The organism is Nitrospira sp., from assembly GCA_024760545.1.
In the GTDB taxonomy this organism is placed as follows: Bacteria; Nitrospirota; Nitrospiria; order Nitrospirales; family Nitrospiraceae; genus Nitrospira_D.
In genome coordinates this window covers 1,884,135-1,907,721 of record CP060501.1, presented here as the reverse complement: position 1 = coordinate 1,907,721, position 23,587 = coordinate 1,884,135, and the positions used below count along the sequence as shown (strand labels likewise).

Below are 23,587 nucleotides of genomic sequence, written 5' to 3'. Positions count from 1 at the left end.
ATGGCAGTTCATTTTAGGCAAGTTGCGATCATTGGGGTGGGGCTGATCGGCGGATCGCTCGGCATGATCCTTCGGCGAAAAGCGTTGGCCGATCATGTTGTCGGGGTCGGCCGGCGTGTCGAGAATCTCAAGACCGCCGTTGCGCTCGGGGCTATCGATCGGTACGTGGCCGATCCGCAAGAAGGCGTGCGCGGATCGGATCTGGTGATATTGGCGACGCCTGTCGATACCTATGAGCGTCACCTCCGTGAATGGGCCCATTGTCTCGCTCCCGGTGCAATAGTCAGCGATGTAGGCAGTGTGAAGGGCACCTTGGTCGAACGGTCCGAAACGGCCATGCCGATGGGTGTGCATTTTGTGGGAGCCCATCCTATTGCAGGGAAAGAAAAGACGGGAGTTGCAGCGGGGTCGGATCAGTTGTTCAAGGGCGCACGCTGTATTCTCACCCCGACGAAACGAACTGATACCACTGCGTTGGAGCGAGTGAGACAATTGTGGGAAGAGACCGGCTCGATTCTCCTGTCGATGGATCCGCATCTGCACGATCAAATCCTTGGAGCAGTCAGTCACTTGCCCCATGTGGTGGCGTTCGCGTTGATGAATGCCCTGGCCGAGCTTCGGGATCAGCAGCTGCCTTCTTTGGATCTGGCCGGCCATTCCGGCGGCGGATTGCGCGACACGACGAGGATTGCTGCGAGTTCGCCGGAAATGTGGCGCGACATTTTCTTGTGGAATCGAGATAATGTGGTGTCCTATATCGACAGGTATGGACGGGCCTTGGACGAATTGAAACAACTGATCAAGGCTGGAGATGCAGCCGGAATAGAAAAAGTGCTTGAGCGGGCCAAAGGCGAACGTGAAAAGCTGAACAGCTCCTCTCCGAGCAAATCATGACATCATTGACGATCACCCCTGGCCGGCCACTTAGGGGAACGACTACAGTTCCCGGTGATAAGTCGCTCACCCATCGGGCCATCATCCTCACCGCATTGGCGGAAGGAACGAGCACGGTATCGGGCTATTGCCAGGGCGAAGATTGTTTGAACACGATGAGGGCGTTTCAGGCGCTCGGAATTCCTATCAGACAGACTCCGACCGAATTGGCGGTCCATGGGAAGGGGTTTTGGGGGTTATCCGAACCAAACGCTCCGATCGATTGTGGAAACTCAGGAACCGGTATTCGTCTGCTCACGGGCCTCTTGGCCGGTCAAGATTTTTTTTCGATCCTCACCGGCGACGAATCGATTCGACGCCGTCCCATGGGGCGCGTTGTCAAGCCATTGCGCGAAATGGGGGCGGTCATCGGAGGGCGCAAGGGCGGGGAGTTGGCTCCGTTAGCGATCACAGGGTCCGGTCTTCGCGGTATTGAATACACGTCAGCGGTGGCCAGCGCGCAGATCAAGTCGTCGCTGCTTCTTGCCGGCCTCTTCGCTCAAGGAAAGACGCGTTATAGGGAGCCGAGCCTGTCGAGAGATCACACTGAACGGATGTTTCAGTTCTTTGGCATTCCTCTCACAAAAGAAGAAGGGACCCTGGTCTTGCAGGGGCGGCCTTCGGTCGGATGGCGAGGAGTTCAGGTCACTATTCCCGGGGATTTCTCTGCTGCCGCGTTCTTCATCGTCGGCGCAACGATCGTCCAGGGATCAGACATCACCATTCGCAATGTTGGAATGAATCCGACCAGGACCGGCCTGGTCGAGGTCATGAGAAAGATGGGGGCCGATATTCAGGTTCTGGGTCAGCGAGAAGAGGCCGGTGAACCGGTGGGGGATCTTCGCGTGAAGTCAGCTCCACTGAAGGGTGTGACGATCGGTCCCGACCTCATTCCGAAAACAATCGATGAATTTCCCGTGCTGTGCGTGGCTGCGGCTGTGGCGGATGGGGACACCGTGATTTCCGGCGCGGAGGAACTACGGGTCAAAGAGAGTGATCGTATTGCGACCATGAGCGGCGAGTTGAAGGCCATGGGGGCTCTCATCGAGGAACGCCCGGACGGCATGATCATCAAAGGGTTGGGCCGAGGTCGAGAGAATGGCCGACTGAAAGCGGTGGGTAATGCCCAGAGCCATGGAGACCATCGTGTGGCCATGTCTCTGGCCATCGGCGGGCTTACGGCGGAACAGCATATGTCGATTGCCGACACGGGTTGTGTGGACACGTCCTTTCCTAATTTTGAGGGGGCGCTCGCGCAACTGTTGGCGGATCCTGTATAAGCAGGTGGCTGCGGCTGAAGAGTGTGAAATGGAGACGCACTGAGTGGTTATCGCAATTGATGGACCAGCCGGAGTGGGTAAGAGTACAGTGGCCAAGTTGTTGGCGACCCGCCTTGGGTACCTCTATCTTGATACCGGGGCATTGTACCGAGCCGTTGCATGGAAAAGCTTGCAGTCAAACACACATCCGACTGATCACGAACAAGTGGGGAAGCTGTTGCAGACGACCTCGATTCATATGCAGTTTCAAAGAGGCTCGATGCAGGTCTTGGTCGATGGCATCGACGTCACCGGCGAACTCCGGGCACCCGACGTGACGGCTGCCGCGTCCATCGTGTCCGCCATTCCGGCAGTTCGCGAATGGCTGCTGCCGATTCAGCGTCAAATCGGCCAGCGAGGCTCGGTCGTCGCGGAAGGGCGCGATGTCGGCACAAAGGTCTTTCCCGCGGCTCCGTTCAAATTTTTCTTAGACGCGGATGCCAGTATACGAGTCGCAAGACGGCACCGTGAGCTGGTGGCTGCGGGACGCGGCGGGGCGATTGAAACGACGTTTCAGGATTTGTCCGACCGGGATCGGCGCGATCGGACCCGTTCGATCGACCCATTAATTCCAGCGGCTGACGCGAGATCGATTGATACCTCCACCCTCAGTCCCGAGCAGGTGGTGGAACAGATGATCGCGGCTGTGTCGACCGGGTCGTGAGCGGGATCGTCTATGGGTTCTTGTGGGTTTTGGCACGGGTTGTCGGCTGGATCTGTTTTCGGTATCGAGTGGAAGGACAGATCCCTCGCACCGGCGGCGTACTGATCGCCGCGAACCATGCCAGCTACCTCGATATCCCGCTACTCGGCTGTGGGATGACTCGAAGGGCCTGGTATCTGGGACGGAATGACTTGTTCCCGATCCCGGTGTTGAACAGGATTTTGCAGGCATTGGGCTGGATTCCTGTGCGACTAGGGCGTCTCGACCGGGAGGCATTTGGGAAAGCGATCAACCTGATTCGATCAGGTCAGGTGGTGGTCATTTTCCCGGAAGGCGGGCGAAGCCATGATGGCCACCTCCGGCCGCCGAAGGCGGGTATTGGAGTGATTGTGTCGCAGACGGGGTGCCCGGTCGTCCCGGCGTATCTCAAGGGGACCTTCGATGTGCTGCCCACCGGGGCTCGGTGGCCTCGATGGCGCCAAGTTAGGGTGCGATTTGGGGAGCCCCTCATGTTCGAAACAGGGGCTCGGAAAGAAAGGGCGGAAACAAAACAGTTTTATCAACAGGTCAGCCGTACGGTGATCGAACAGATTGCAGCTTTGGGTCAAGTTCCCGTTCCAAGAGGAAAGGATGACCCAGCTTCGGAAACACCGAACAGGCCGACCGCCGGGGTTCACAACGCTGAGTGAACCCGGCGACTTCACCATCAGCACCCGACGAAGGTCGGAAGAGTAGGATGTGTATATGGGTACGGTATCCAACAGCAGTGACGCTCAGTTAGACCGCAACGCCTTGGCCGCGTTGTACGAGGAAACGTTCCGCAACCTGGAAGAAGGCACGATTACAGAAGGCCGTGTGGTGGCCCTCACCAAGGACAAAGTGATCGTCGATATCGGCTACAAATCTGAGGGGATGATCCCAAGCGACCAGTTCTCATCCGAGGAACTTCAGAACCTCAAGATCGGTGATCGCCTCCAAGTCTACATCGAAGAATGTGAAGATGCGGACGGCAATCTGGTTCTTTCCAAGGAAAAAGCGGACAAGATGAAGATTTGGGAAGAACTTGAGAAACTCTACAAGGATGAGAAGAGCATCGAAGGGAAGATTGTCTCGCGCATTAAGGGCGGCATGATGGTTGATATTGGTGTCAAGGCGTTCTTGCCGGGCTCGCAGATTGATCTCCACCCTGTTCGGGATCTGGATGGGCTCGTTGGAAAGACCTTCCCCCTCAAGATCATCAAGATCAACCACCGGCGGGGTAACGTCGTCGTATCCCGGCGCGTATTGCTGGAAGAAACACGGGATAAGAAACGACAGACGACTCTGGCTAATCTCAAAGAAGGTCAACTGATTCAGGGGACGGTCAAGAACATCACCGACTACGGATCCTTCATCGACCTCGGCGGGATCGACGGGTTGCTTCACATCACCGACATGTCTTGGGGGCGAGTCGGGCATCCATCGGAACTGTTTACCGTGGGAGATAAGGTCGAAGTCACGGTCTTGAAATACGATCGTGAAACCGGCCGTATCTCTTTGGGGCTCAAGCAGAAAAGCGCGGATCCTTGGACCAATGTCGCCGGCAAGTATCCGATCGGCACCAGGGTCCGTGGTCGCGTGGTCAGCCTGACCGATTATGGAGCGTTTGTGGAACTCGAGCCGGGTGTGGAGGGACTGGTCCACGTTTCAGAAATGTCGTGGACACACGAAGTGCGGCATCCGTCGAGAGTCGTGTCGGTCGGCGATCAGGTCGAAGCGGCGGTACTGAACATCGATCCGGCAAGCCGCAAGATTTCCTTAGGAATGAAACAGACGGCGCCCAATCCCTGGGATATGATCGAGAGTAAGTATCCGATCGGGACTCGCATTGAGGGCAAGGTGAAGAGTCTGACGGATTTCGGTGCCTTCGTCGGACTTGAAGAAGGGATCGACGGCCTCATCCATATTTCAGACATGTCGTGGACGAAACATATTAAACATCCTTCCGAGCTCTTCAAAAAAGGGCAAAAAGTCGAAGCGATGGTGTTACGCATCGACAAGGAGAAGGAGCGACTTTCATTGGGCTTCAAACAGTTGAGTCGTGACCCCTGGGATGAAGCGATCCCATCGAGGTATCACGTCGGTGACTCGGTGACCGGCAAGGTGACGAAGGTCGCCGATTTTGGGATCTTCATCGAACTCGAGGGCGGAGTGGAAGGATTAATCCATGTCAGTGAATCCGGTCTTGAATCTTCCATGAAGCTCGAAGAAAAGTTTAAGTTGCAGGATGACGTCGCGGCAAAGATAATCAAAGTCGATCGAGAAGAGCGCAAGATCGCTCTCAGTCTTCGCGACCATCAACTGGACTGGGAACGCAAGCAGGTTGATGACTATCACTCGACACAGGGTGTGCTGGACCAAAGCATCGGTCGGGCCGCCAAGCAGAGCCGGAAACGGTCACAAGCGGAAGATCAAAACTAGGTCGGTTTTCATAATGGTGCAGGGCATGTGTAATGGCGGATGACGTGACACAGACCGAACGCCCTCCCAAGCGCCATGTGTTCCGCAAGGCCTTTTGGCTGTTCATGGCGGGGGTGGGGATCTTGGTCCTGATGAATGTGTTTTTCCCCGATCTCGACTTGTCCAGTGAGGATCGGATTGCATTGATTCGAGTCGAAGGCGTCATCTTGGATTCGCAAACGACTGTCGGAGAGCTGAAGCGATTCAGCGAAAACCCGTCCATCAAGGCCATCGTTCTACGGATCGATACCCCGGGGGGCGGTGTGGTGCCGTCGCAAGAGATCTATGATGCGGTCAAGCGAGTTCGAAGCAAGAGTAACAAAGCCGTCATTGCCTCGATGGGCAGTGTCGCGGCATCGGGAGGGTATTACATCGCTGCCGCAACAGATCGGATTGTGGCCAATCCTGGGACGCTCACCGGGAGCATCGGCGTCATTATGGAAACCGCCAACGTGGAGGGATTGCTGCAGAAAATCGGCGTGGAAGGGGTCGTCATCAAGAGTGGAAAATATAAGGATGTGGGTTCTCCTCTGCGCAAGATGAGTGCGGAGGAGAGGGCCTTGCTGCAAGCCGTGATGGACGACGTGCATAAGCAATTTATCGAGGCTGTGGCTGAAGGCCGTTCGATGGAACTTCGGACCGCTCAGGCGTTGGCCGATGGCCGAATCTTTACCGGACGTCAGGCCAAGGACGCAAAACTGGTCGACGAACTTGGAGACCTCGAAGATGCCATTCAATTGGCCGCTGAGGTCGTCGGAATCGAAGGAGAGCCGAAGGTTGTTGAACCCCGACGCCGGTTCTCGCTGCGTGAGATCTTAGACTCGAAGCTCAGCATGATGTTTCCAAAATTGGATATTCAACCGGGCGTGAGTTTGAAGTATCTTATGGCCTTTTAGCTGTGTCGATGCGGGCTGGGTGTTCATCGAAGCGAAGGGAGAGTGGACATGACCAAGGCGCAGATCATCGAGCGGGTTTCTGAGCAAGTCACCACGTTGACCAAGCGACAGGCGGAAGTGGTCGTCAACACGATTTTCGATTGTGTTCGGGACTCGCTGAAAAATGGCGACAAAACGGAGATTCGCGGCTTCGGCAGCTTTCGCCTGCGAGCTCGTCGGATGAAGGAAGGGCGGAATCCAAAGACCGGAGAGACCGTAGCGGTACCGGCCAAGCGAGTGCCGTTTTTCAAAGCCGGTAAAGAGTTGAAAGAATTGCTCAATCAATAGCGTCAGTCTTCATCACGAAGGACTTATGTCGACATCAGATTTCTCTCAGTCTGCTGCCACGGAAATCCGCTGGACCGACGGCGCACTCAAACGGATGGAGCGGGCGCCCATATTTTTGCGCGGCATGGTTCGCCGTTTGGCCGAGAAGAAGGCCCGAGAACTTGGATATGGAGAAATTACGGAGGAGATCCTCGAACAGTTCAAGGGCCAGATGATGGGACGCATGGGAGGGGAGAGCGGGATGACGGCAGCCGCCGAAGAGATGGCTGGCGGGCGTCTCCCCTGGACTGCTACAGCGAAAGAGCGATTGGCCACCGTGCCTGAGTTTATGCGGGCGATGATCAAGCAGATCGCGGAGGAGGTTGCGAGAGAGCGAGGGCATCTCGAGGTGAACGTCGAGTTGTTCGAGAAGGTCGAGGCGCTTGGTGATGTTCAGGAGGTCGGCGGACCCCCAATGGAATGGACTGCGGAAGCGGTGGAATTGCTCCAAGACAAGCTGAAACAATCGCCGCCCATCGCGTTGGATTTCGTGACCGACATGTTGAAGCGCGACACTGAGGATCTGGCCAGGGGGGAAAATCTGACTCGTATCGATGCATCGGCTTTACGGGATTTATGGGATGCACCGCAAGCTCGGGTTGGTTGGACCGATGAAGCTTGGAAGCGTCTTCAAACATCCCCTGACTTCGTGCGCAGTGGAATCAGAAAAGCCGCTGAACGGCGAGCCCGCAAGTTGGGATTGAAGGAGATCGATTCAGACCATCTGACGGTCTTTCGGAATCAGGCGATGATGAAGGCCGTCAAACGTATCCGTTCATTCGGGTACCAAGAGTTGACGTTCGAGGCCTTTGACACAGCTCTCCAAAAAACCAAGCGTTTGCAAGGGAATGATCAGGCGGAGAAACGTCTCCAAGAGATTCGCGGCCACTTTGCCGACCCATCGACAAAAAAGCCGGAAGGAGGCACGCTCGGAGCCGACCTTATGGATCGTTTCCGTAAGTATCTCAAGGGCGAAGGCACACTCTGACCGCCGACACTTCCTGTCCCATCACATTCTGCGCGGCCATCGACAACAAATAATTCGATCGCGAAGCGGTCCGGTCAGTGGGTCTCCACCTGCTGGGGCCAGAACTTGTGCCGGATCTGAGGGAGTGGTTCGTTATCGAAGTTGGGGATGTCGTAGAGACAACGATCGATCGTCGCGACTTCCTCTTCAGTCAGCGGTAATGTCACTTTTTTCTTCCAGAACTGATCAAGCGTAAAGTAGTCGGCCGACTGAGGTTTCTGAGCCAACAACTCCTGCATTTTTTTGAAGCCCGGCGTATCCACACCAGGGACGCGCCCCTTGTTCCGATCAAGACACCACATCAGAACTTCGGCGATCCCATACATCGTGATGTCGACATTCACTATAGTGCTCATGCTTATCCTCCTAAAATAGAACGCAGCATCATAGCGTAAGCGGATGCTGAAATTCAAAGGCTGATGTATGGGCACAGCAGATTGCGAGGGAGAAGACCGCCTCTGTATACTGAGCTTTCTGGTACGGGCACTCATAGGTCTTCTGGTCCTAACAGCCTAAAATCGTGGGGATAGTGTGCTTGTGAAACGGAAACACCCTGTGGAGAGGTTGATCCTCGGCGTCGCTTTGCTGGGTCTCTTGGCCGGTGATGGTTTCTGGGGTTGCTCAAAGACCGACCCCTATACTCCGCCGGATCCCTTCTATTACTTTGCCAGTTACAAAGTGGGCAAGAATCCGACAACGATCACCACCGGGGACCTGAATCAGGATTCATTCACCGATCTGATCACCACGAACATTGCAAGCAATAGCGTGTCCATTCTCTTGGGCAACGGTGACGGAACATTTAAAGATCAGGTCCAGCTCCATGTCTGCCAGGAACCGCGTGCCCTGGCAATGGGCGACTTCAACGAAGACGGGCATGCCGATGTCGCCTTGGCTTGCTCCGGCGGCGATGAAATCTCGCTCTTACTCGGCCATGGGGATGGAAAGTTTGAAGAGGGTCAACGGTACCCGGTCCATCGCACACCGATCGCGCTAGCCACGGACGACATCAATGGCGATCACCATGCTGATCTGGTCGTCGCGCTGCGCAACGACAAGATTAAGGTCTTCCTCGGCAATGGAAGGGGTGAATTCCGGCATGGCGTTCAGTATGAGTATGGAGACACGCCCACATCGGTGGCTTTGTCGGATCTCAATGGTGACGGGAGACTGGATTTAGTCGTCACAAATGGGGGCCCTATGTCGAATGCCGTCTCAATTTGGCTCGGCAATGGCGACGGTTCATTTCGCGATCCCAAAGACTATCCCACCGGACACCGACCCCTCGGTGTGAGCTTTGCCGATTTCAATAACGATCAGCATAGCGACCTCTTGGTCATCAATGGAGAGAAGGACAGCTTCACCACATTTCTCGGCAACGGCAATGCGACATTTCGGCCAGGCAAAGATTCGGGTGCCGACGCCGGACCCAACTTCGGCTTGGCGAGGGATTTTAATGGCGATCATTTAGTGGATGTCGCCATCGTCAACCTTCAATCAAATGATCTGTCCATCTTGTTCGGAAAAGGCGACGGGACCTTTCATTACCCTCCGAGAAACTACCGGACGAAGTCCGGCCCGTTCGCTCTTTCATCCTTTCGGGTCACGACGAGCGGGGTGGAGGAACCGGGGCTGGCCATTGCCGACAACGGAAGCGGGAGTGTCTCCATCTTCCTTCACCATGGTCTCAAACCGGTTGCGAAGTCGGATGCGAAAGAGTAGTGGACCGACCGATCGCCATCTATTCTTGACAGCCCAGGGGCCCTTCGCTAGAGTGACCGTTGGGCAAAACCACAGCAAGATTTACGAGCCTAACGATGGCACTTCGATCCTTCGCATGGTGGTTCATGATTGGGGCCTTGATGACCCTCTCCGTCCTGATGGTGCAGGGCGGGATTCGCGATTTATGGGAGGGGACTCAACCGGCTGGAGGCACAAATGTGTTCGTGTATTTTGGCACGACCCTCATCGGTGGGGGATTGCTCGCCGGGTGTGTCGCGTTAATCATGAATCGCCTTCGGTAGTCGGAGAGAGCGGGACATGTATGCAATGCCTCAAGTGCAGAGGGTTCATGATGGTGGAACGTCACTATACCCTGATCAACAGGAGAATATACGCCCGCTGTCTAAATTGCGGGTTTTGGATTGATTTAGCCGATCTCCTCAGATTTTTTCATAAAGTTCTTGATAGTGGGCGGAAAGGTGATAAAGTACGCGAATCGTTCATTTTCTAAGAGAGGCGGTCGTTTTTGGCTCAGAAGGACCCCATTCGACCTGACCCTCTTTTGCAGAGCTGGGGCCGAACTTTCTACTGCCTCAGTCTACTTGCGGCATTCTCTCTCCCGTTGATCGGATTTTCGATCCATCCTGCCTCTGCGATCGAGGCGCATTCCAAGAGCCAGGTCATCCACACCGTCAGCTATGTTCCGCAACCTCTCCCGTGGAAGCGAGTTCCTGCGCACAGTATTCTTCTGAAGGAATTGCGGTCAGGCCGTGTGCTGTTCGAGCACGAGACTGAGAAACGTTTGTCGCCCGCCAGTCTGACCAAGATCATGTCGGCTCTGGTCATTCTGGAGAAAGGCCGCCTGGATGATCTGGCAACCGTGAGCAAGAATGCCGCACGCGCTCCGAAGACTCATCTGCGCTTAAAAGTCGGCGAAGTGTTTCGTCTTGGGGATTTGCTGAAGGCCATGATGATGGTTTCGGCCAATGACGCCTGCCTGGCGGCCGTTGAGCATGTCGGAGGCGATGAAGAGCAGTTTGTGATGTTGATGAATGCGAAAGCAGCTGCGCTCGGTTTATCCGATACGCATTTCAGTAACGGCTGCGGCTTTGACAGTCCCGATCACTATTCGACGGCGGAAGATCTTGCCAAACTCAGCGAGGTGGCGATGCAGAACGCCGTGTTTCGAGAGCTTGTGAGAGAAGAGCGGGAGATTATCACGCCCGTCAGTGGATACCGTGCGTATGTCCTGCATAATACGAATCGCCTGCTTGGTCGCGTTCCCGGTGTAGAAGGGGTGAAGACGGGGTTCACATCCAAAGCCGGCAGATGTCTCATTGCCAAAGTCTCTCAAAACGGCAGCGATTTGCTGCTCGTCATTCTGAACTCGAACCGCCGGTGGAATACCGCTAAAAGCCTGATCGACTACGGTCTTCGTATGACCACTCCCATCCAATAGCCTCCTTCGTGGCTTCTTGTGTCATGGCCCATTTCCGAGCCGCCGAACTCATACGCGAGTAGTACGGATGTACACGATTACTCCTCGAGGGATCGACGGTTCCTTGCGTCAACTCGTCGGTCGGCGATAGGGATCAACGGAAGGACTCATGCGGCTGGGCAAACTCGATGTTGATGTCTTTCCCCAGATAGTTCACCTGGAAGCCTTGTTTATCATAGGCCAGGACCGCGCCCATCACGTTTTCGTCGCCATACTCTTCCTTGCCCAGTAACTTTCGAATGTCTTCCGGGCTTTCGCTGGTGAGCACGTTTCGAAAGATGCCTCGTGTCTTGTGGGCGAACCGATTATTGATGAAGAGCAGATCGACCTTGCCGTCCTGAATGCGAACCCCCGCCATCGGGCCGGTTGGTTTGCGTTGGTCAAGCAGGAAGATGAATGCGGCCTCCTGTTCAGCCTTGATTCCAGCAATCTTTTCATTCACGAGTGTCTCGATGGCTTTGGTTTCGGAGTCGCCGAGTTTAACGCCGAAGAGCGAAATGTCGGCGCTCGAAATGGTCTTTGATTCCATGACATCGTTCTTACTCAATTCATACGGCTCGGCATGCGCTGAGCCCAGCGCAAGAAGAAGAGCTGAAAACAGGATGGTTGACAATCGCGCGGCGCTCACCATGGCTTGCTCGTTTCGTTCTTTCTGAGATCAGCGAATGGCCTGAGTGGTCGTACCCGGTAGGCTTCTACACGACATGGGCATCATTGTAGCCAAGCGGATTCTAACCTGCAAGGAACGGCACGTATAAAAGACGGCTGGACATCGTCCGGTGAAGGGAAATCTGTCGGTGCGTAAGGGTCATGAGTGCCGCTCTGTGGCCAGCAACATCTCGCCGAGTCGACGAAGCCGGAGAAAGTACGGCTGACAATCAGCGTCCAATTCCCCGGTCAGATCGTCCAGATCGCCCAAACAATCCTTCACAATGGCAAGCCGTTGATGATCGAGACCCTCGGAACTGTCTAGGTAGTAGACCACACAACCGCTGATGACGGTATCGAGCGTCATCAATTGCCCCTCGTGTGGGCTTGAAAACTGAGGCCATCCGTTGGCGCAATGTTGTTCCCACGCGGTGGCGATCATATTCCGAGTCATGAGGTGCCTCTTCGCTTCTCCGGCATGTGACGAGGAATCACCCTAGCGCAGGAGGAAGTCGCGGAGCAAGTATCTAGGCATCAGATCGACAATGAAGGTCGCGGTGGAATCGTGCGACTAGGGGTACAGCCCACGTTGAAGGTGGGCTTGAGCGACTTGATCGATCCCGCTCATCAGCGCCGCCATGCGCATCGAAACTCGGCGTTCAGTCGAAAAGTGAAGCGTGCGTTGAAAGGCGGATGTGATGATTTCTTGCAGCCGATGCTGGATATCCGTCGCGCTCCAGAAAAATCGCTGAAGATCCTGCACCCATTCGAAGTACGACACGATGACGCCGCCGGAATTTGCGAGAATGTCGGGAATCACGAAGATGCCTTTGTCTGCGAGAATGCTGTCGGCCTCCAGCGTCGTCGGGCCGTTGGCACCTTCGGACAGGATCCGGCACCTCAGGGAATTCGCATTTTTGGCCGTGATCTGTTCCGAGAGTGCTGCGGGAACGAGCACGGTACACTCAAGTTCGAGCAACTCCTCGTTGGTGATCGCCTCTCCCAACTTGGTTTCCTGCAGCGGCAGTCCGGGAGCACGGCGAATCACCTCCAGGACATCCAACCCCTTGGCATTGTAGATTCCCCCGCTGACATCACTGACAGCGATTACACGCGCGCCTTGCTGTTGCATGATGCGAGCGGTGTGTGAACCGACATTCCCAAATCCTTGAATGGCCACCGTGGCCTTCTCCATCGACAGCTTCAGATGTCGCAGGGCTTCCTGCGTGACATAGACGACTCCGCGCCCTGTCGCTTCTTCCCGGCCCAAGCTGCCGCCGAGCGACAGAGGTTTGCCGGTGACGACGCCGGGGACGGCATATCCGACTTGCTGACTGTAGGTATCCATAATCCACGCCATGATTTGGGCATCGGTCCCCACGTCCGGGGCTGGGACATCCTTGTCCGGTCCAATGAGCGGAAAAATCTCCGCCGCGTAGCGCCTCGTGAGCCGCTGGAGTTCCATGGAAGACAGTTGTTTGGGCGCAACCTTTACTCCGCCTTTTGCCCCGCCATATGGTAGACCGGCAAGCGCGCATTTCCATGTCATCCACATGGCGAGAGCAGCTACCTCGCCAAGGTTCACGTCGGGATGGTAACGCAAGCCTCCCTTTGACGGGCCGCGCGATGAATCATGCTGAACCCGATAGCCCGTAAAAACTTCCACATGTCCGTCGTCCATTCGGACCGGAAGACTGACGACCAAAGAACGTTGAGGGAGCTTCAGACGTTCACGGAGATTGGAGTCCAGATGCATGGCCTCGGCTGCCTGATAGAATTGTGCGACCGCCAAGCGAAAGGTCGGGGTATCAAGCTCTTGCATCATGCTCCTTTCGATGAACGTCATCGATGTTCGCGCACCGGTGGTCAAGCCACCGCGGACCAATTTCGTGCAAACACCGCCGCAAAGGTTTGAGCGAGTTCCTGCTTGACTGCGTCCACGGAGACCGTTGCGTTGCGCGCCGCCACCATGGATGTCACACGGCAATCGGGAAACCCGCATGGATGAATCCGAAGGAAAGGCGTCAAATCTAAATCCACGTTGAGAGCAAATCCATGTAAGGTCACGCCTTGTTCGATTCGTACACCGAGAAAGGCGATTTTCTGTGGTTCAGGCGTCATCACCCACACACCCGGTTTGCCGGCAATGCGAGAACCGGTAATGTTCCAGCGGCCAAGCAATCGAATGATCACTTCTTCCAATAGCCAGACCAACTGCCTAGGCCCGGTCGCGATTCCAGCAAGCTTAAGGATGGGATACACCACGATCTGTCCTGGACCGTGATAGGTTACTGATCCTCCGCGGTTCACGTAGTGCAGTTCCGCTCCGTTCCCGCACAAGGCAGCTTCATTCCCTCCCCAATGCGATGGTTTCGTCCTTCGTCCCAGCGTATAGACGGCCGGATGTTCAAGAATCAAGACGGTATCCGGTCGAAGATCGAGGACACGTTCCTCATGCAAGCGAGACTGTAATTGCCACGCTGTGAGATAGGGCATCGGCTTGGGAAATATGCGGACCGATCCGGGAGGAAAATGGAGAGAGTCGAAAGCCGGAGACGTGGTGATATTCGGATTGGTCACAGAGCCATCTGCGGAGACCGGTTTATCCATGAAGGCCAAAGTGTACCCACCGTGTGTTTCCAGAAGATGGGATAGCGGAAAGAAACAGCAAACTCGGCATAGAGGGGTAATTGTTGCATAACTCACGATGCAGAGGGAAGTCGGGTTCCGAGGGCAACCTGGTTGCCCTCGGAACGAAGAGCCTACTTGATAGCTGCGAAGAGTTCCTTGATCTGAGGGGTCTTCAGCTTCTTGAGTGCTTTCGCTTCGATTTGGCGGATACGCTCGCGCGTGACGGACAAGCTTTGGCCGACCTGCTCCAGTGTGCTGGCTTCATCGTAGCCGATCCCGAAGCGAAGCCGGATGACTGTTTGTTCTCGCGGAGTGAGCGTGCTGAGGATGCGATCCAAGTGTTGAGTCAACTCACTCCGGTGAACATGCGCGTCAGGTGGTACGGCTTGTTGGTCGGGGATCATATCTCCGAACTGGGTGTCTCCGTCACCGATCGGAGTCTCCAATGCCACCGGCTCCTGAAACGCCAAGACGGTCTCGCGAAGCCTTTCCGGTCTCATGCGCAGCACATGAGCAATCTCTTCCAATCGAGCCGGTCGTCCGAACTGCTGCCCCAGTCTTCGCATCACACGCAGGATACGGTGCGAGGCTTCCGTTTGGTGGACTGGAATGCGAATCGTCCGCGATTGGTCCGCCAGCGCCCGTGTGATGCCTTGCCGAATCCACCATGTCGCGTACGTGCTGAATTTGAAGCCTTTCCGATACTGATATCGTTCAGCGGCTTTCATGAGGCCGATGTTGCCCTCCTGGACAAGATCCAGGAGGCTCAATCCCCGCCCTGTGTAATGCTTGGCGACATCCACCACTAGGCGCAGATTGCACCGTACAAGCTCATCCTTTCCTTGCTCCAGGATGATTCTGGCGGATCGGATTTCATCAAGCACTGCGTTGAGTTGCTTTGCGGTCGCTACCGCTGGTTTGGAGTCAGCATCCAATGGTTTCAGAACGGCAACCAACGCCTTTTCCGCGTTGTCCAATGCGGTGGCCGAAAGCCCGCTCAATCGTCTCACGACTTGGAGCACCTGAAATGTTTCGGCCACAACCGATGACCGTTTGGATTTGAGAAGGGTCTTTATGGCTTGACGGAGAGCGATGCGAATGCGTCTTGTCCCTTGGTCTACGCGCTTGGCAATCACGATCTCTTCTTCTCGCGTCAAGAGCCCGCGTTCGCCGAATGAACGGAAATACAAGGCTTCCAAGAGGAACGGACTGGCCCCCTGACTTGTGCGCATGACCGGCTGGGGTTTCTCATCCGAGCCGGAATCCTCAGCCTCTCCCCGACCGATCATTCCCAACATGCCGCTTGCCTTCGCGTCATCGGCATCGACATCCGGGACGAATGTTTTCTGTATCTCCTCGACTCGAAGTTCTTCTTTCATCGTTTCACCCTCATGTTGGTTGAACGTCATCTATCCTATTAGAGCCGTATTGAGCTGAGAAGATTCAACCCGGGATCTACCTAATCTACGGTTGTTACGAAGCAAAAGGGATGCTGGATTGAAGATGAGAAATCGCAGGTCTAATCAGCTCGAAAAAACAGAATAATTAGAATGAGCTAATGAGTAAGGTAAGGACAAACTGTCTCAGTTATGCGGCATCTATGTAGGATCGGCATCAGCCGCTCGGCCGAAATGCCACACTATTTGGGGAGCAGTCCCTTTATGAATGGTGCAAGGGTATCGATTGGAATCGGGAAAATCGTAGTCGAGTTCTTCTCCGCCGCAATCTCGACGAGCGTCTGGAGATAACGAAGTTGGAGGGCAGCGGGATTTTGACTGATGACGTTGGCGGCCTCAGCGAGTTTCTGCGCGGCTTGAAATTCGCCCTCAGCGTGAATGATTTTAGCGCGCCGTTCCCGTTCCGCCTCGGCTTGCCGGGCAATCGCACGTTGCATGTCTTGAGGAATATCCACATTCTTCACCTCGACCGCGGCGACTTTGACTCCCCATGGTTCGGTCTGCTGATCGATAATCCGCTGCAGCTCGGCGTTGATGTCGTCGCGCTTGGACAGGAGGTCGTCGAACTGGCTCTGACCAAGTACACTGCGGAGGGTGGTCTGAGCTACCTGCGAAGTCGAGTAGAGGTAATCTTGAACGGCCAGCACCGCGCGCTGAGGATCAACCACTCTGAGAAAAATGACGGCGTTCACTTTCACGGAGATGTTGTCTCGCGTGATGACGTCCTGCGAGGGAACCTCCATCGTGACGGTTTGGAGATTGACACGCACCATCTGCTGGAGTACCGGGATGACTAACCGAATGCCGGGCCCCTTCACCGTCTGAAACTTGCCAAGAACAAACACCACGAGTCGTTCGTACTCCATGACGCGCTTGAAACTGGCATAGAGCACGAGTCCCAGGAGGACCAACGGCATGAGCAATGACATGGCGGCTGCTCCTTCTTTTCGGTTAGGTTACCTGTGGGCAGGGGCGACTTTGACCGTCAGTCCCTCAACCGACATCACCTCTGCGGCCTCTCCCTGTCGAATCGGAGTTTGGCTGATCGCCTCCCAGATCTCACCTTGCAGGGCAATCTGACCGCGGGGGTTGAGATCCGTCCTTGCGATTCCGATCGATCCAATCATCCCTTCAGCACCTGTAACCGGTCTGCGGCGCCCCCCCTTGACGGCCGTCCACGCAATGACGCCGATCAGGGCGCCGATCGTCATGACAGTCGGCAACAAAAACGACAGGGACACCTGCAAAAAAGGCGCATCACTCTTGATGAGCAACAGACCGCCCAACGTCATGGCCGCCAAGCCGCCCAATGCGAGTAATCCATAGCTGGTGACGGAGATTTCGAGCAAGAGGAACACGGCGCCAAGTATCACAAGGAGAACGCCTGCATAGTTCACGGGAAGCGATTGGAGCGAATAGAATGCAAGGATCAAACTGATCGCCCCGATGATACCGGGAAGGATTGCGCCGGGGCTGTAAAGTTCCGCCATGATCCCAATCGTCCCGATGGACATCAGGAGATAGGCGATGTTGGGGTCGCTCAGGGTCTTGAGCACCTCCAAACGAGTACCCATCGGGAATTCACGGAGAGTAGCGGTCTCGCCCGATAACGTGATTGATCCATGGGAAAGCGCAATCTTTCTCCCCTGGAGGTATTTCAACAGCGTGGGGATATCCTCGGCGATCAGATCGATGATTTTAAGTTTCAGGGCTTCCTGCTCGGTGGCCGATAGGCTTTTGCGAACCGCATCTTCGGCCCATGATACATTTCGTCCACGCTGTTCCGCGATGCTCTTGATGTAGGCCACCGCATCGTTTTCCACTTTCTCCTTCATCGTGTTGTCCATCTCGCCGCCGCCCATTGCGACCGGGTGCGCGGCCCCGATGTTGGTACCCGGCGCCATGGCGGCCACATGGGCCGCTATCGTAATGAAGACTCCTGCAGAGGCGGCACGGCCTCCCGAGGGAGCGACGAACACGATCACCGGAATCGGTGAGCCGGTAATATCTTTGATCATCAGACGCATGGAGGTGTCCAACCCTCCGGGCGTGTCGAGCTTCAAGATCAGAGCGTGCGCACCGGACGATTGGGCAAAGGCGAGAGCATCGTGCAGGTATTCTGCCGCGACGGGGTTAATGATCCCCTCATAGGTTGCGACGATAATGTCATCGGCATGGGCGGGACTATTGGACAGGGTCAGGCAAAGTGCCAACCCCGGTCCCACAATCGCCGCGGTGAGGCCACGGAGACACGGACTTCTCTTTTTCCGACCATCACGAGGCATCGTGAAAAATGTCAATGATGAGAGGATCTTACGGCCCGCTTGCCACCCTGTCAAGGAATAGCGTTTGGTTGCAAAGCAGGGAACGAACCTCCTAGAATGCGCGGCATGTCAGCATTATCTAGTGGCGAACGTATCCATCTCGTCGATGAAAAGCGGCGACAGTATGCCCTCACGCTGAAAGCGGGAGAGACGTACCAATTCAGCGGGCAGAAAATTGCGCATGATGCACTGATCGGCCGTCCCGACGGATCCATCGTGACGCTCTCGGGCGGCAAAAAGATGGTGGCGATCCGGCCGACCTTCGGAGATTATGTGCTCAAGATGCCCCGAGGGGCACAGGTCCTTTATCCAAAGGATCTCGCGATCATTCCGATGTGGGCAGATATCTATCCGGGGGCTCGAGTGTTCGAGGCCGGAACTGGATCAGGCGCATTGACCATGGCGTTGTTGCGCGCGGTTGGGCCCGGCGGTTTGGTGGTGACGTATGAAGTCCGGGAAGACTTTGCGCAGACAGCTCTGACAAACATTACCCGTTCCATGAATCCAGCCAATCTGGTCACTTTCAGGAAAAACGCCTATGAGGGCATCGATTTGCTCGACGACGAGGTGCCGTTTGATCGTGTCGTGCTCGATCTGCCGGAACCGTGGCAGGTCGTTCCTCATGCGGCCAAGGCGCTTCGATCCGGCGGGATCTATTTGAGTTTTGTCCCCACCGTGCCCCAGGTCATGAAGACCGTCGAAGCGCTCGAACGAGAGACGGTGTTCGGCATGATCGAAACATTTGAGACGTTATTACGAACCTGGTCCGTGCAAGGCAGGAGTGTGAGGCCTGATCATCGCATGGTCGCTCATTCTGGGTTCATCACCGTGGCTCGAAAAGTGGAGCCAGGGCTGCTCGGTTCAAGGGCTGAGCGAGAAGCTGCCCTCGATGACGACTCGAGAGACATGCCTGATGCAGCAGAAGAGGAGCGGAGCCGATGAATAGGTTGGAAGGCAAGGTTGCCGTGGTGACCGGAGGAAACGCCGGGATCGGCGAAGCCATCGCCAAGCGTTTTGCCGATGAAGGGGCGTCGGTGGTTGTGACAGGACGCCGGCAACAGGAATTGGATCGTGTCGCGGCTGTGATCCGACTCAACAAGGGAAAAGTTCTTGGAGTCGCTGGTTCAGTCACGGATGAAGCTCATGCACAGGATGTCGTTCGTCGAACGATCGATAGTTTTGGAAGGATCGATATCCTCGTCAATAATGCGGGTATCGGTGCCTTCGGGAAACGGCTTCACGAAACCGATGATGCCAGCTGGGCAGATGTGCTCGCCGTCAACTTGACGGGGGTCTTCCGCATGACTCGAGCCGTCATCCCCCAGATGTTGAAGCAAGGGCAGGGGTCGATCGTCAATATTTCGTCGATCGCCAGTCTGGTCGGTCTTTCCGGCTTAGCTGCCTACGCGACATCCAAGGGAGGGCTTGACTCCTTGACGCGTGCGCTGGCAGTCGAATATGCCAACGAAGGCATTCGTTGTAATGTCGTGAACCCAGGTCTCATCGATACACCCATGGCGGCCCCCTTGATGGCAAATCCCGACATGCTCCAACCCATTCTCGCTCAATATGCGATTCGTCGTCCTGGGACGCCCGAAGAGGTGGCGAATATGGTTCTGTATCTCGCGTCTGATGAAGCGGCCTGGGTGACCGGGGCGACCTTCCCTATCGATGGGGGCATGACCGTCTACAAGGGGTAACAGGAGCGGCCATTGAACGGTATCGACCGTTGCTGTGAGATGATATGGATATAGACGCTCAGACGAAGTTTTGCGGGGTGATCGGCAATCCGGTTGGACATTCGCTGTCGCCCGCCATTCACAACGCGGCGTTCCGCAAAGTGGGACTCAATTTCGTCTATCTGGCCTGGCAAGTGGACACGATCGGCGAAGCCATCAAGGGACTTCGTGCACTGGGAAACTTTCGCGGGGCAAGCGTGACGATTCCTCACAAGGTCGCGGCAATGCCGTTTCTCGATCATGTCGAGAAGACGGCGCGGCGAATTGGAGCGATTAACACGATCGTCGCCGAAAAGGGCAAGCTCTTTGGATATAACACGGACGCGACCGGATCTCTGCAGGCGCTGATGAAAGGAGGGGTCGAACTAAGAGATCGTCACATCGTCATCTTGGGTTCCGGCGGTGCAGCACGAGCCATTGCCTTTGCACTGGCTGCCGAATCATATGCGGAAAAGTTGACGTTGCTGGGAGTCGACGGCCGTGAACGGGCAACGTTGGCGCAAGATGTTCGCTCTCAGGAGGTGGTTGCGGTTGAGGACGGTCATCTTGATGAAACCGCCCTTCGTCGCGTGCTTCCCGATGCACACGTATTGATTCATTGCACGCCTGTCGGCATGTCTCCGAAAGTCGATGCCACTTGTGTTCCCGCCTCGCTCCTCCACGCGGGCCTTGCGGTTATGGATATTGTCTATAATCCACTGGAGACCAGATTACTCAAGGATGCGAAGCGCGCAGGGTGCAAGACAATCCCCGGGTTGGAGATGTTTCTGAATCAAGCCGTCGCTCAATTCGAGCTCTGGACCAATCAGTCTGCCCCGGTCGATGTCATGCGTACCGTATTGGAATCTCACTTCCAATGAATGTGGTGCTCATTGGGTATCGAGGTACGGGAAAGAGCACCGTCGGAAAGCTCTTGGCGGCTCGTCTGGACCGTAGTCTCCTGTCCACTGACGCAGAGATCGTGAAATCGGCGGGACACACTATCCCAGAGATTGTGGAGCAACATGGGTGGGAGTACTTTCGTGATCTCGAATCTCAGGTCTGTCAGAAGGTGGCTGCCAGTGATGGGCTAGTCATCGACACGGGAGGAGGACTAATCCTTCGATCGCAAAACGTGGAGATCTTGAAAAAGACGGGAACATTGTTCTGGTTGACTGCCTCGGTCGAGACGATAACCGGGCGGATCAGTCGTGATACACAGCGCCCCTCTCTGACCGGAGCCAAATCTTTTGTCGATGAGATCCAGGATGTCCTTCGCGAGCGGATTCCGAAGTATCAAGCTGCTGCCGATCATGTCATTGAAACGGATGGACGATCTCTCACGCAAGTTGCCGATGAGATTCTGGCCCGACTGTAGGCCTCCAGGCCAACTTTCCTAACCTTGACAAGCCTCGCCCTAACATGATTCATGTACGTCGATGCGCCCGTAGCTCAGTTGGATAGAGCGCCGGGCTTCGAACCCGTAGGTCGCAGGTTCAATTCCTGCCGGGCGCACCATAAGTAACTTCAAACATCTCGCCTGTTTATACGATTCTTATTTATCCCAGCTTCATTGTTCTCCCACGAAAGCTGCATAGACCATGAAGGGGACAGTAATATAAGTTGAGTGAATCAGGAGAGGGGGGGGGTTATCACGTGAAGCGGTTATGCCGATATAGTGGGCAAGTCAAGGTGAGCACAAAGGGGCTTCCTCAAAAGATGCGGTCCGTCTGGACTCGACAATGTCCCTGTTGTGGTAGGCTTCTTCAGAAGACGGACCCGATGAGCCCTTGGATCTGCGAATGTGGGTGGGGTCGTTGATGACTCGAGCAAGAGGAGGGACATACCATGATCCCTGTTTTGCACGATGTGCGGGCGGCGTTCTTCTTGGTGGTTGCATTAGCTATGCTGTTGTTTATCTGTGGTGTGGCCGGTTTGGGAACGGTATTGCAACCGATCCGGTGGTCTGATCGGAAAAGATACCGATAAGTCATCTATAGCCATCTCGAATCCTGTGGCTTTACCTCAACCATTTTTCTTGACCTATTCTCTCTTACCCAGTGTCTTAGACTGAGAAAACCTCCCTATTTTCTTAGTCAAGATCAATCGGCTGAGCCGGCCGCCATCTCTTACAACACATTGAAAGTATTATGTTCAGGAGGTCATTGGCCCCTGCCGTGGTGGCAACCGTCACTTTTCCACGACGGTGCTATATTTGTCCCGAGAGGGTAACTCCAGGGCTTCGCACCAGATTTTCACGACACGGAAGTCGCGAACTGATTGAGTGTCTGGATCTAAATGCTGAACGGAGGAGAGCGGTCATGAACAGAGTAGTCATCAAGTCTGGAGCTGTCGTGATGATGGGACTGGTGTTGTTATCAGCCCAAGGCTGTAATACGAAATGGCTCCAGTCGGACGGTGAAGGTGGATCAGGCAGCGCGAGTTCAAAGGTCCCGAGCATTTCAGGTGGAGGGTCAAGCGGGGAGTTGAGCGGATTTTCACGTAATCCGTCTGAGGAACGTCTTGCGCAAGGGGGGTACTCCACGGCGATGAATCCGTCGGGGCTCACCGCTCGCCAGCGCGCCGAACTCACGAAAGAAGAAAAAGCTGCGGTGGAGGCGGGTTTGCAGGACGTGTTCTTTGGTTATGACCAATGGGGCTTATCTGAGGTCGGAATGGAAGCGCTCAACCACGATGCCGCGTATCTGAAGGATCATCCAGGAGCGGTGTTGAAGATTGAAGGGCATTGCGACGAGCGAGGCACCAGTGACTACAACGTCGTATTAGGCGATAAGCGCGCGAAAGCCGCTCGAAGCTATCTTACCGAAGCCGGGGTGAGTTCGAAGCAGGTGATGATCGTGTCATACGGTAAAGAACGTCCCTTTTGCTTTGAACGGGACGAATCCTGCTATCAGCAAAACCGACGTGGCCACATGCTTCTGTCAACCAAGAAGTAGGGTGGTGCTCCGTGAGATGAAAAACTATCGTCGGTCATTTTGGGTAATCCGATCTGAAGGAGGAGTTCTTCTTTGAAAAAACTTGGTTCTCTCTTTAAGTCCGAATCCACTGAGCAGACTCCGCCCAAAACTCTGCCGGAGGAACGCAGGATCCAGCCGCGATTCACCGCGCAGTTCCGCAGCACCTTTTCTGGGCAAAGGCAGGAAGGGCAGGGACGCACGCTGGATATTTCTGTCGGCGGTTGCAAAGTTGAAAGCGATATGAAAGTGGCACAGGGAGCAAGATTTGAATGCCGGCTCCACGTTCCCGGGCTTGATTGGCCGTTGCGGATTGACGAAGTCACTGTACGATGGGTTGATGGAAATAGCTTTGGCGTCGCATTCTCGCGCATTGATCCAGCCGAGTTTGCGAAGCTCAAAATGGTTCTCACTAACCTTGAGCAAGAAGAGTAGTTTTCTCTCCAGCGTCGATCAATCACGCGCACTTCTCCGCAGATTGTTCATCTCTACAAAGCGCCGTTGATTATTGTCCAATTATCGTCGAACTCAGTTCTCAACAAATGCGTTCCAGGCGAGGTTGACACGACCACCACAACTGTCAGAAAGTACAGAATAACTGATGTGTGGATCAAAAAATTCTTGGCCAAACGACAGAGAAAGGAGTCGGGAGTGGAACAGAGGTATGCCATCACTGTGAAGTTTCTGGTCGATGCCGATTCAGCAGAAGATGCCGAAGAAATGGTTGAGACTGCCTGTGAAAAGGCTTCGGCGTCGTTTCCTGAAATGAGTTATGAAGGGATCGAGGATATTGAGGAAGAGGAAGAAGAGTAGCCAGCCTCCGTACAGAGAAAAAGTCCTGCCATTCATTCCACCGATCTCATCTGAAAAGGAAGTCACCATCCTCACGGGCGGCTGTTTTTTGGTGTCT

General features: G+C 55.1%; 26 protein-coding genes, 1 tRNA gene and 1 pseudogene. 20 read left to right on the top strand and 8 right to left on the bottom strand.

The window, feature by feature from the left end; genetic code table 11:
• The 8 genes and pseudogenes from H8K03_09075 to H8K03_09040 all read left to right on the top strand — a co-directional run bounded on the left by H8K03_09075 (position 1) and on the right by H8K03_09040 (position 7,665).
• Entirely contained in the window at positions 1-894 is an 894-nt protein-coding gene (locus H8K03_09075; protein ID UVT22023.1) for a prephenate dehydrogenase/arogenate dehydrogenase family protein, read from the top strand.
• Positions 891-2,213: a 3-phosphoshikimate 1-carboxyvinyltransferase gene (aroA, locus tag H8K03_09070; protein UVT22022.1), complete on the top strand. Its 1,323-nt coding sequence runs from the start codon at positions 891-893 to the stop codon at positions 2,211-2,213. The genes H8K03_09075 and aroA overlap by 4 nt, the downstream gene beginning before the upstream one ends.
• Positions 2,214-2,241: 28 nt before the next feature.
• Positions 2,242-2,916, top strand: a pseudogene (locus H8K03_09065) ((d)CMP kinase).
• On the top strand, positions 2,913-3,605 hold the full coding sequence (locus tag H8K03_09060) for a 1-acyl-sn-glycerol-3-phosphate acyltransferase (protein UVT22021.1): 693 nt from the start codon (positions 2,913-2,915) through the stop codon (positions 3,603-3,605). The pseudogene H8K03_09065 and the gene H8K03_09060 overlap by 4 nt, the downstream one beginning before the upstream one ends.
• Before the next feature lie 55 nt (positions 3,606-3,660).
• Positions 3,661-5,376, top strand: coding sequence for a 30S ribosomal protein S1 (locus H8K03_09055; protein ID UVT22020.1), 1,716 nt, complete (start codon positions 3,661-3,663; stop codon positions 5,374-5,376).
• A gap of 32 nt (positions 5,377-5,408) precedes the next feature.
• A complete protein-coding gene (gene sppA / locus H8K03_09050; GenBank protein UVT22019.1) occupies positions 5,409-6,311 on the top strand; it encodes a signal peptide peptidase SppA in 903 nt (300 codons plus the stop codon).
• A 48-nt stretch (positions 6,312-6,359) separates the two neighbouring features.
• Positions 6,360-6,638: an integration host factor subunit beta gene (locus H8K03_09045; GenBank protein UVT22018.1), complete on the top strand. Its 279-nt coding sequence runs from the start codon at positions 6,360-6,362 to the stop codon at positions 6,636-6,638.
• A 25-nt stretch (positions 6,639-6,663) separates the two neighbouring features.
• Positions 6,664-7,665, top strand: coding sequence for a PCP reductase family protein (locus H8K03_09040; GenBank protein ID UVT22017.1), 1,002 nt, complete (start codon positions 6,664-6,666; stop codon positions 7,663-7,665).
• Between the two features lie 74 nt (positions 7,666-7,739).
• On the opposite strand, the gene H8K03_09035 is transcribed toward H8K03_09040, so the two are convergent.
• Positions 7,740-8,060 carry a hypothetical protein gene (locus tag H8K03_09035; protein UVT22016.1) on the bottom strand — a complete coding sequence of 107 codons (321 nt, stop codon included), beginning with the start codon at positions 8,058-8,060 and terminating at the stop codon, positions 7,740-7,742.
• A 181-nt stretch (positions 8,061-8,241) separates the two neighbouring features.
• On the opposite strand from H8K03_09035, the gene H8K03_09030 reads away from it, so the two are divergent.
• From H8K03_09030 to H8K03_09020, 3 genes are all read left to right on the top strand, one after another.
• Positions 8,242-9,426 (top strand): VCBS repeat-containing protein, encoded by a 1,185-nt coding sequence (locus tag H8K03_09030; protein ID UVT22015.1) that lies wholly within the window; start codon positions 8,242-8,244, stop codon positions 9,424-9,426.
• Between the two features lie 95 nt (positions 9,427-9,521).
• The gene (locus tag H8K03_09025; GenBank protein UVT22014.1) at positions 9,522-9,728 is read left to right on the top strand and encodes a hypothetical protein; all 207 of its coding nucleotides are present in this window, start codon (positions 9,522-9,524) and stop codon (positions 9,726-9,728) included.
• Between the two features lie 224 nt (positions 9,729-9,952).
• Complete coding sequence (locus tag H8K03_09020; GenBank protein ID UVT22013.1) at positions 9,953-10,885, top strand: D-alanyl-D-alanine carboxypeptidase; 933 nt, start codon at positions 9,953-9,955, stop codon at positions 10,883-10,885.
• A gap of 133 nt (positions 10,886-11,018) precedes the next feature.
• Here the strand turns inward: H8K03_09020 and H8K03_09015 are convergent, their stop codons facing one another.
• The 7 genes from H8K03_09015 to H8K03_08985 all read right to left on the bottom strand — a co-directional run bounded on the left by H8K03_09015 (position 11,019) and on the right by H8K03_08985 (position 17,945).
• On the bottom strand, positions 11,019-11,555 hold the full coding sequence (locus H8K03_09015; GenBank protein ID UVT22012.1) for a hypothetical protein: 537 nt from the start codon (positions 11,553-11,555) through the stop codon (positions 11,019-11,021).
• Between the two features lie 177 nt (positions 11,556-11,732).
• A complete protein-coding gene (locus H8K03_09010) occupies positions 11,733-12,026 on the bottom strand; it encodes a hypothetical protein (GenBank protein UVT22011.1) in 294 nt (97 codons plus the stop codon).
• A 117-nt stretch (positions 12,027-12,143) separates the two neighbouring features.
• Positions 12,144-13,397 (bottom strand): Glu/Leu/Phe/Val dehydrogenase, encoded by a 1,254-nt coding sequence (locus H8K03_09005; protein UVT22010.1) that lies wholly within the window; start codon positions 13,395-13,397, stop codon positions 12,144-12,146.
• A gap of 41 nt (positions 13,398-13,438) precedes the next feature.
• Positions 13,439-14,152 (bottom strand): lipoyl(octanoyl) transferase LipB, encoded by a 714-nt coding sequence (gene lipB, locus H8K03_09000; GenBank protein UVT22009.1) that lies wholly within the window; start codon positions 14,150-14,152, stop codon positions 13,439-13,441.
• Positions 14,153-14,334: 182 nt separating this feature from the next.
• On the bottom strand, positions 14,335-15,582 hold the full coding sequence (locus tag H8K03_08995; protein ID UVT22008.1) for a sigma-70 family RNA polymerase sigma factor: 1,248 nt from the start codon (positions 15,580-15,582) through the stop codon (positions 14,335-14,337).
• Positions 15,583-15,842: 260 nt separating this feature from the next.
• Positions 15,843-16,589 (bottom strand): slipin family protein, encoded by a 747-nt coding sequence (locus tag H8K03_08990; GenBank protein UVT22007.1) that lies wholly within the window; start codon positions 16,587-16,589, stop codon positions 15,843-15,845.
• A 27-nt stretch (positions 16,590-16,616) separates the two neighbouring features.
• Entirely contained in the window at positions 16,617-17,945 is a 1,329-nt protein-coding gene (locus H8K03_08985; protein UVT22006.1) for a nodulation protein NfeD, read from the bottom strand.
• A 105-nt stretch (positions 17,946-18,050) separates the two neighbouring features.
• On the opposite strand from H8K03_08985, the gene H8K03_08980 reads away from it, so the two are divergent.
• From H8K03_08980 to H8K03_08940, 9 genes are all read left to right on the top strand, one after another.
• Positions 18,051-18,926 (top strand): tRNA (adenine-N1)-methyltransferase, encoded by an 876-nt coding sequence (locus H8K03_08980; protein UVT22005.1) that lies wholly within the window; start codon positions 18,051-18,053, stop codon positions 18,924-18,926.
• Positions 18,923-19,684 (top strand): SDR family oxidoreductase, encoded by a 762-nt coding sequence (locus H8K03_08975; protein UVT22004.1) that lies wholly within the window; start codon positions 18,923-18,925, stop codon positions 19,682-19,684. Before H8K03_08980 ends, H8K03_08975 begins: the two co-directional genes overlap by 4 nt.
• A 44-nt stretch (positions 19,685-19,728) precedes the next feature.
• A complete protein-coding gene (locus H8K03_08970; protein UVT22003.1) occupies positions 19,729-20,583 on the top strand; it encodes a shikimate dehydrogenase in 855 nt (284 codons plus the stop codon).
• Positions 20,580-21,080 (top strand): shikimate kinase, encoded by a 501-nt coding sequence (locus H8K03_08965; protein ID UVT22002.1) that lies wholly within the window; start codon positions 20,580-20,582, stop codon positions 21,078-21,080. Before H8K03_08970 ends, H8K03_08965 begins: the two co-directional genes overlap by 4 nt.
• Before the next feature lie 63 nt (positions 21,081-21,143).
• A tRNA-Arg gene (locus tag H8K03_08960) sits at positions 21,144-21,220 on the top strand.
• Between the two features lie 330 nt (positions 21,221-21,550).
• Positions 21,551-21,691, top strand: a complete 141-nt coding sequence (locus H8K03_08955; protein ID UVT22001.1) for a hypothetical protein — start codon at positions 21,551-21,553, stop codon at positions 21,689-21,691.
• A gap of 332 nt (positions 21,692-22,023) precedes the next feature.
• Complete coding sequence (locus H8K03_08950; protein UVT22000.1) at positions 22,024-22,659, top strand: OmpA family protein; 636 nt, start codon at positions 22,024-22,026, stop codon at positions 22,657-22,659.
• 72 nt (positions 22,660-22,731) lie between these two features.
• Positions 22,732-23,112, top strand: a complete 381-nt coding sequence (locus H8K03_08945; protein UVT21999.1) for a PilZ domain-containing protein — start codon at positions 22,732-22,734, stop codon at positions 23,110-23,112.
• Positions 23,113-23,328: 216 nt separating this feature from the next.
• The gene (locus tag H8K03_08940) at positions 23,329-23,490 is read left to right on the top strand and encodes a hypothetical protein (protein UVT21998.1); all 162 of its coding nucleotides are present in this window, start codon (positions 23,329-23,331) and stop codon (positions 23,488-23,490) included.
• Positions 23,491-23,587 lie beyond the last annotated feature (97 nt).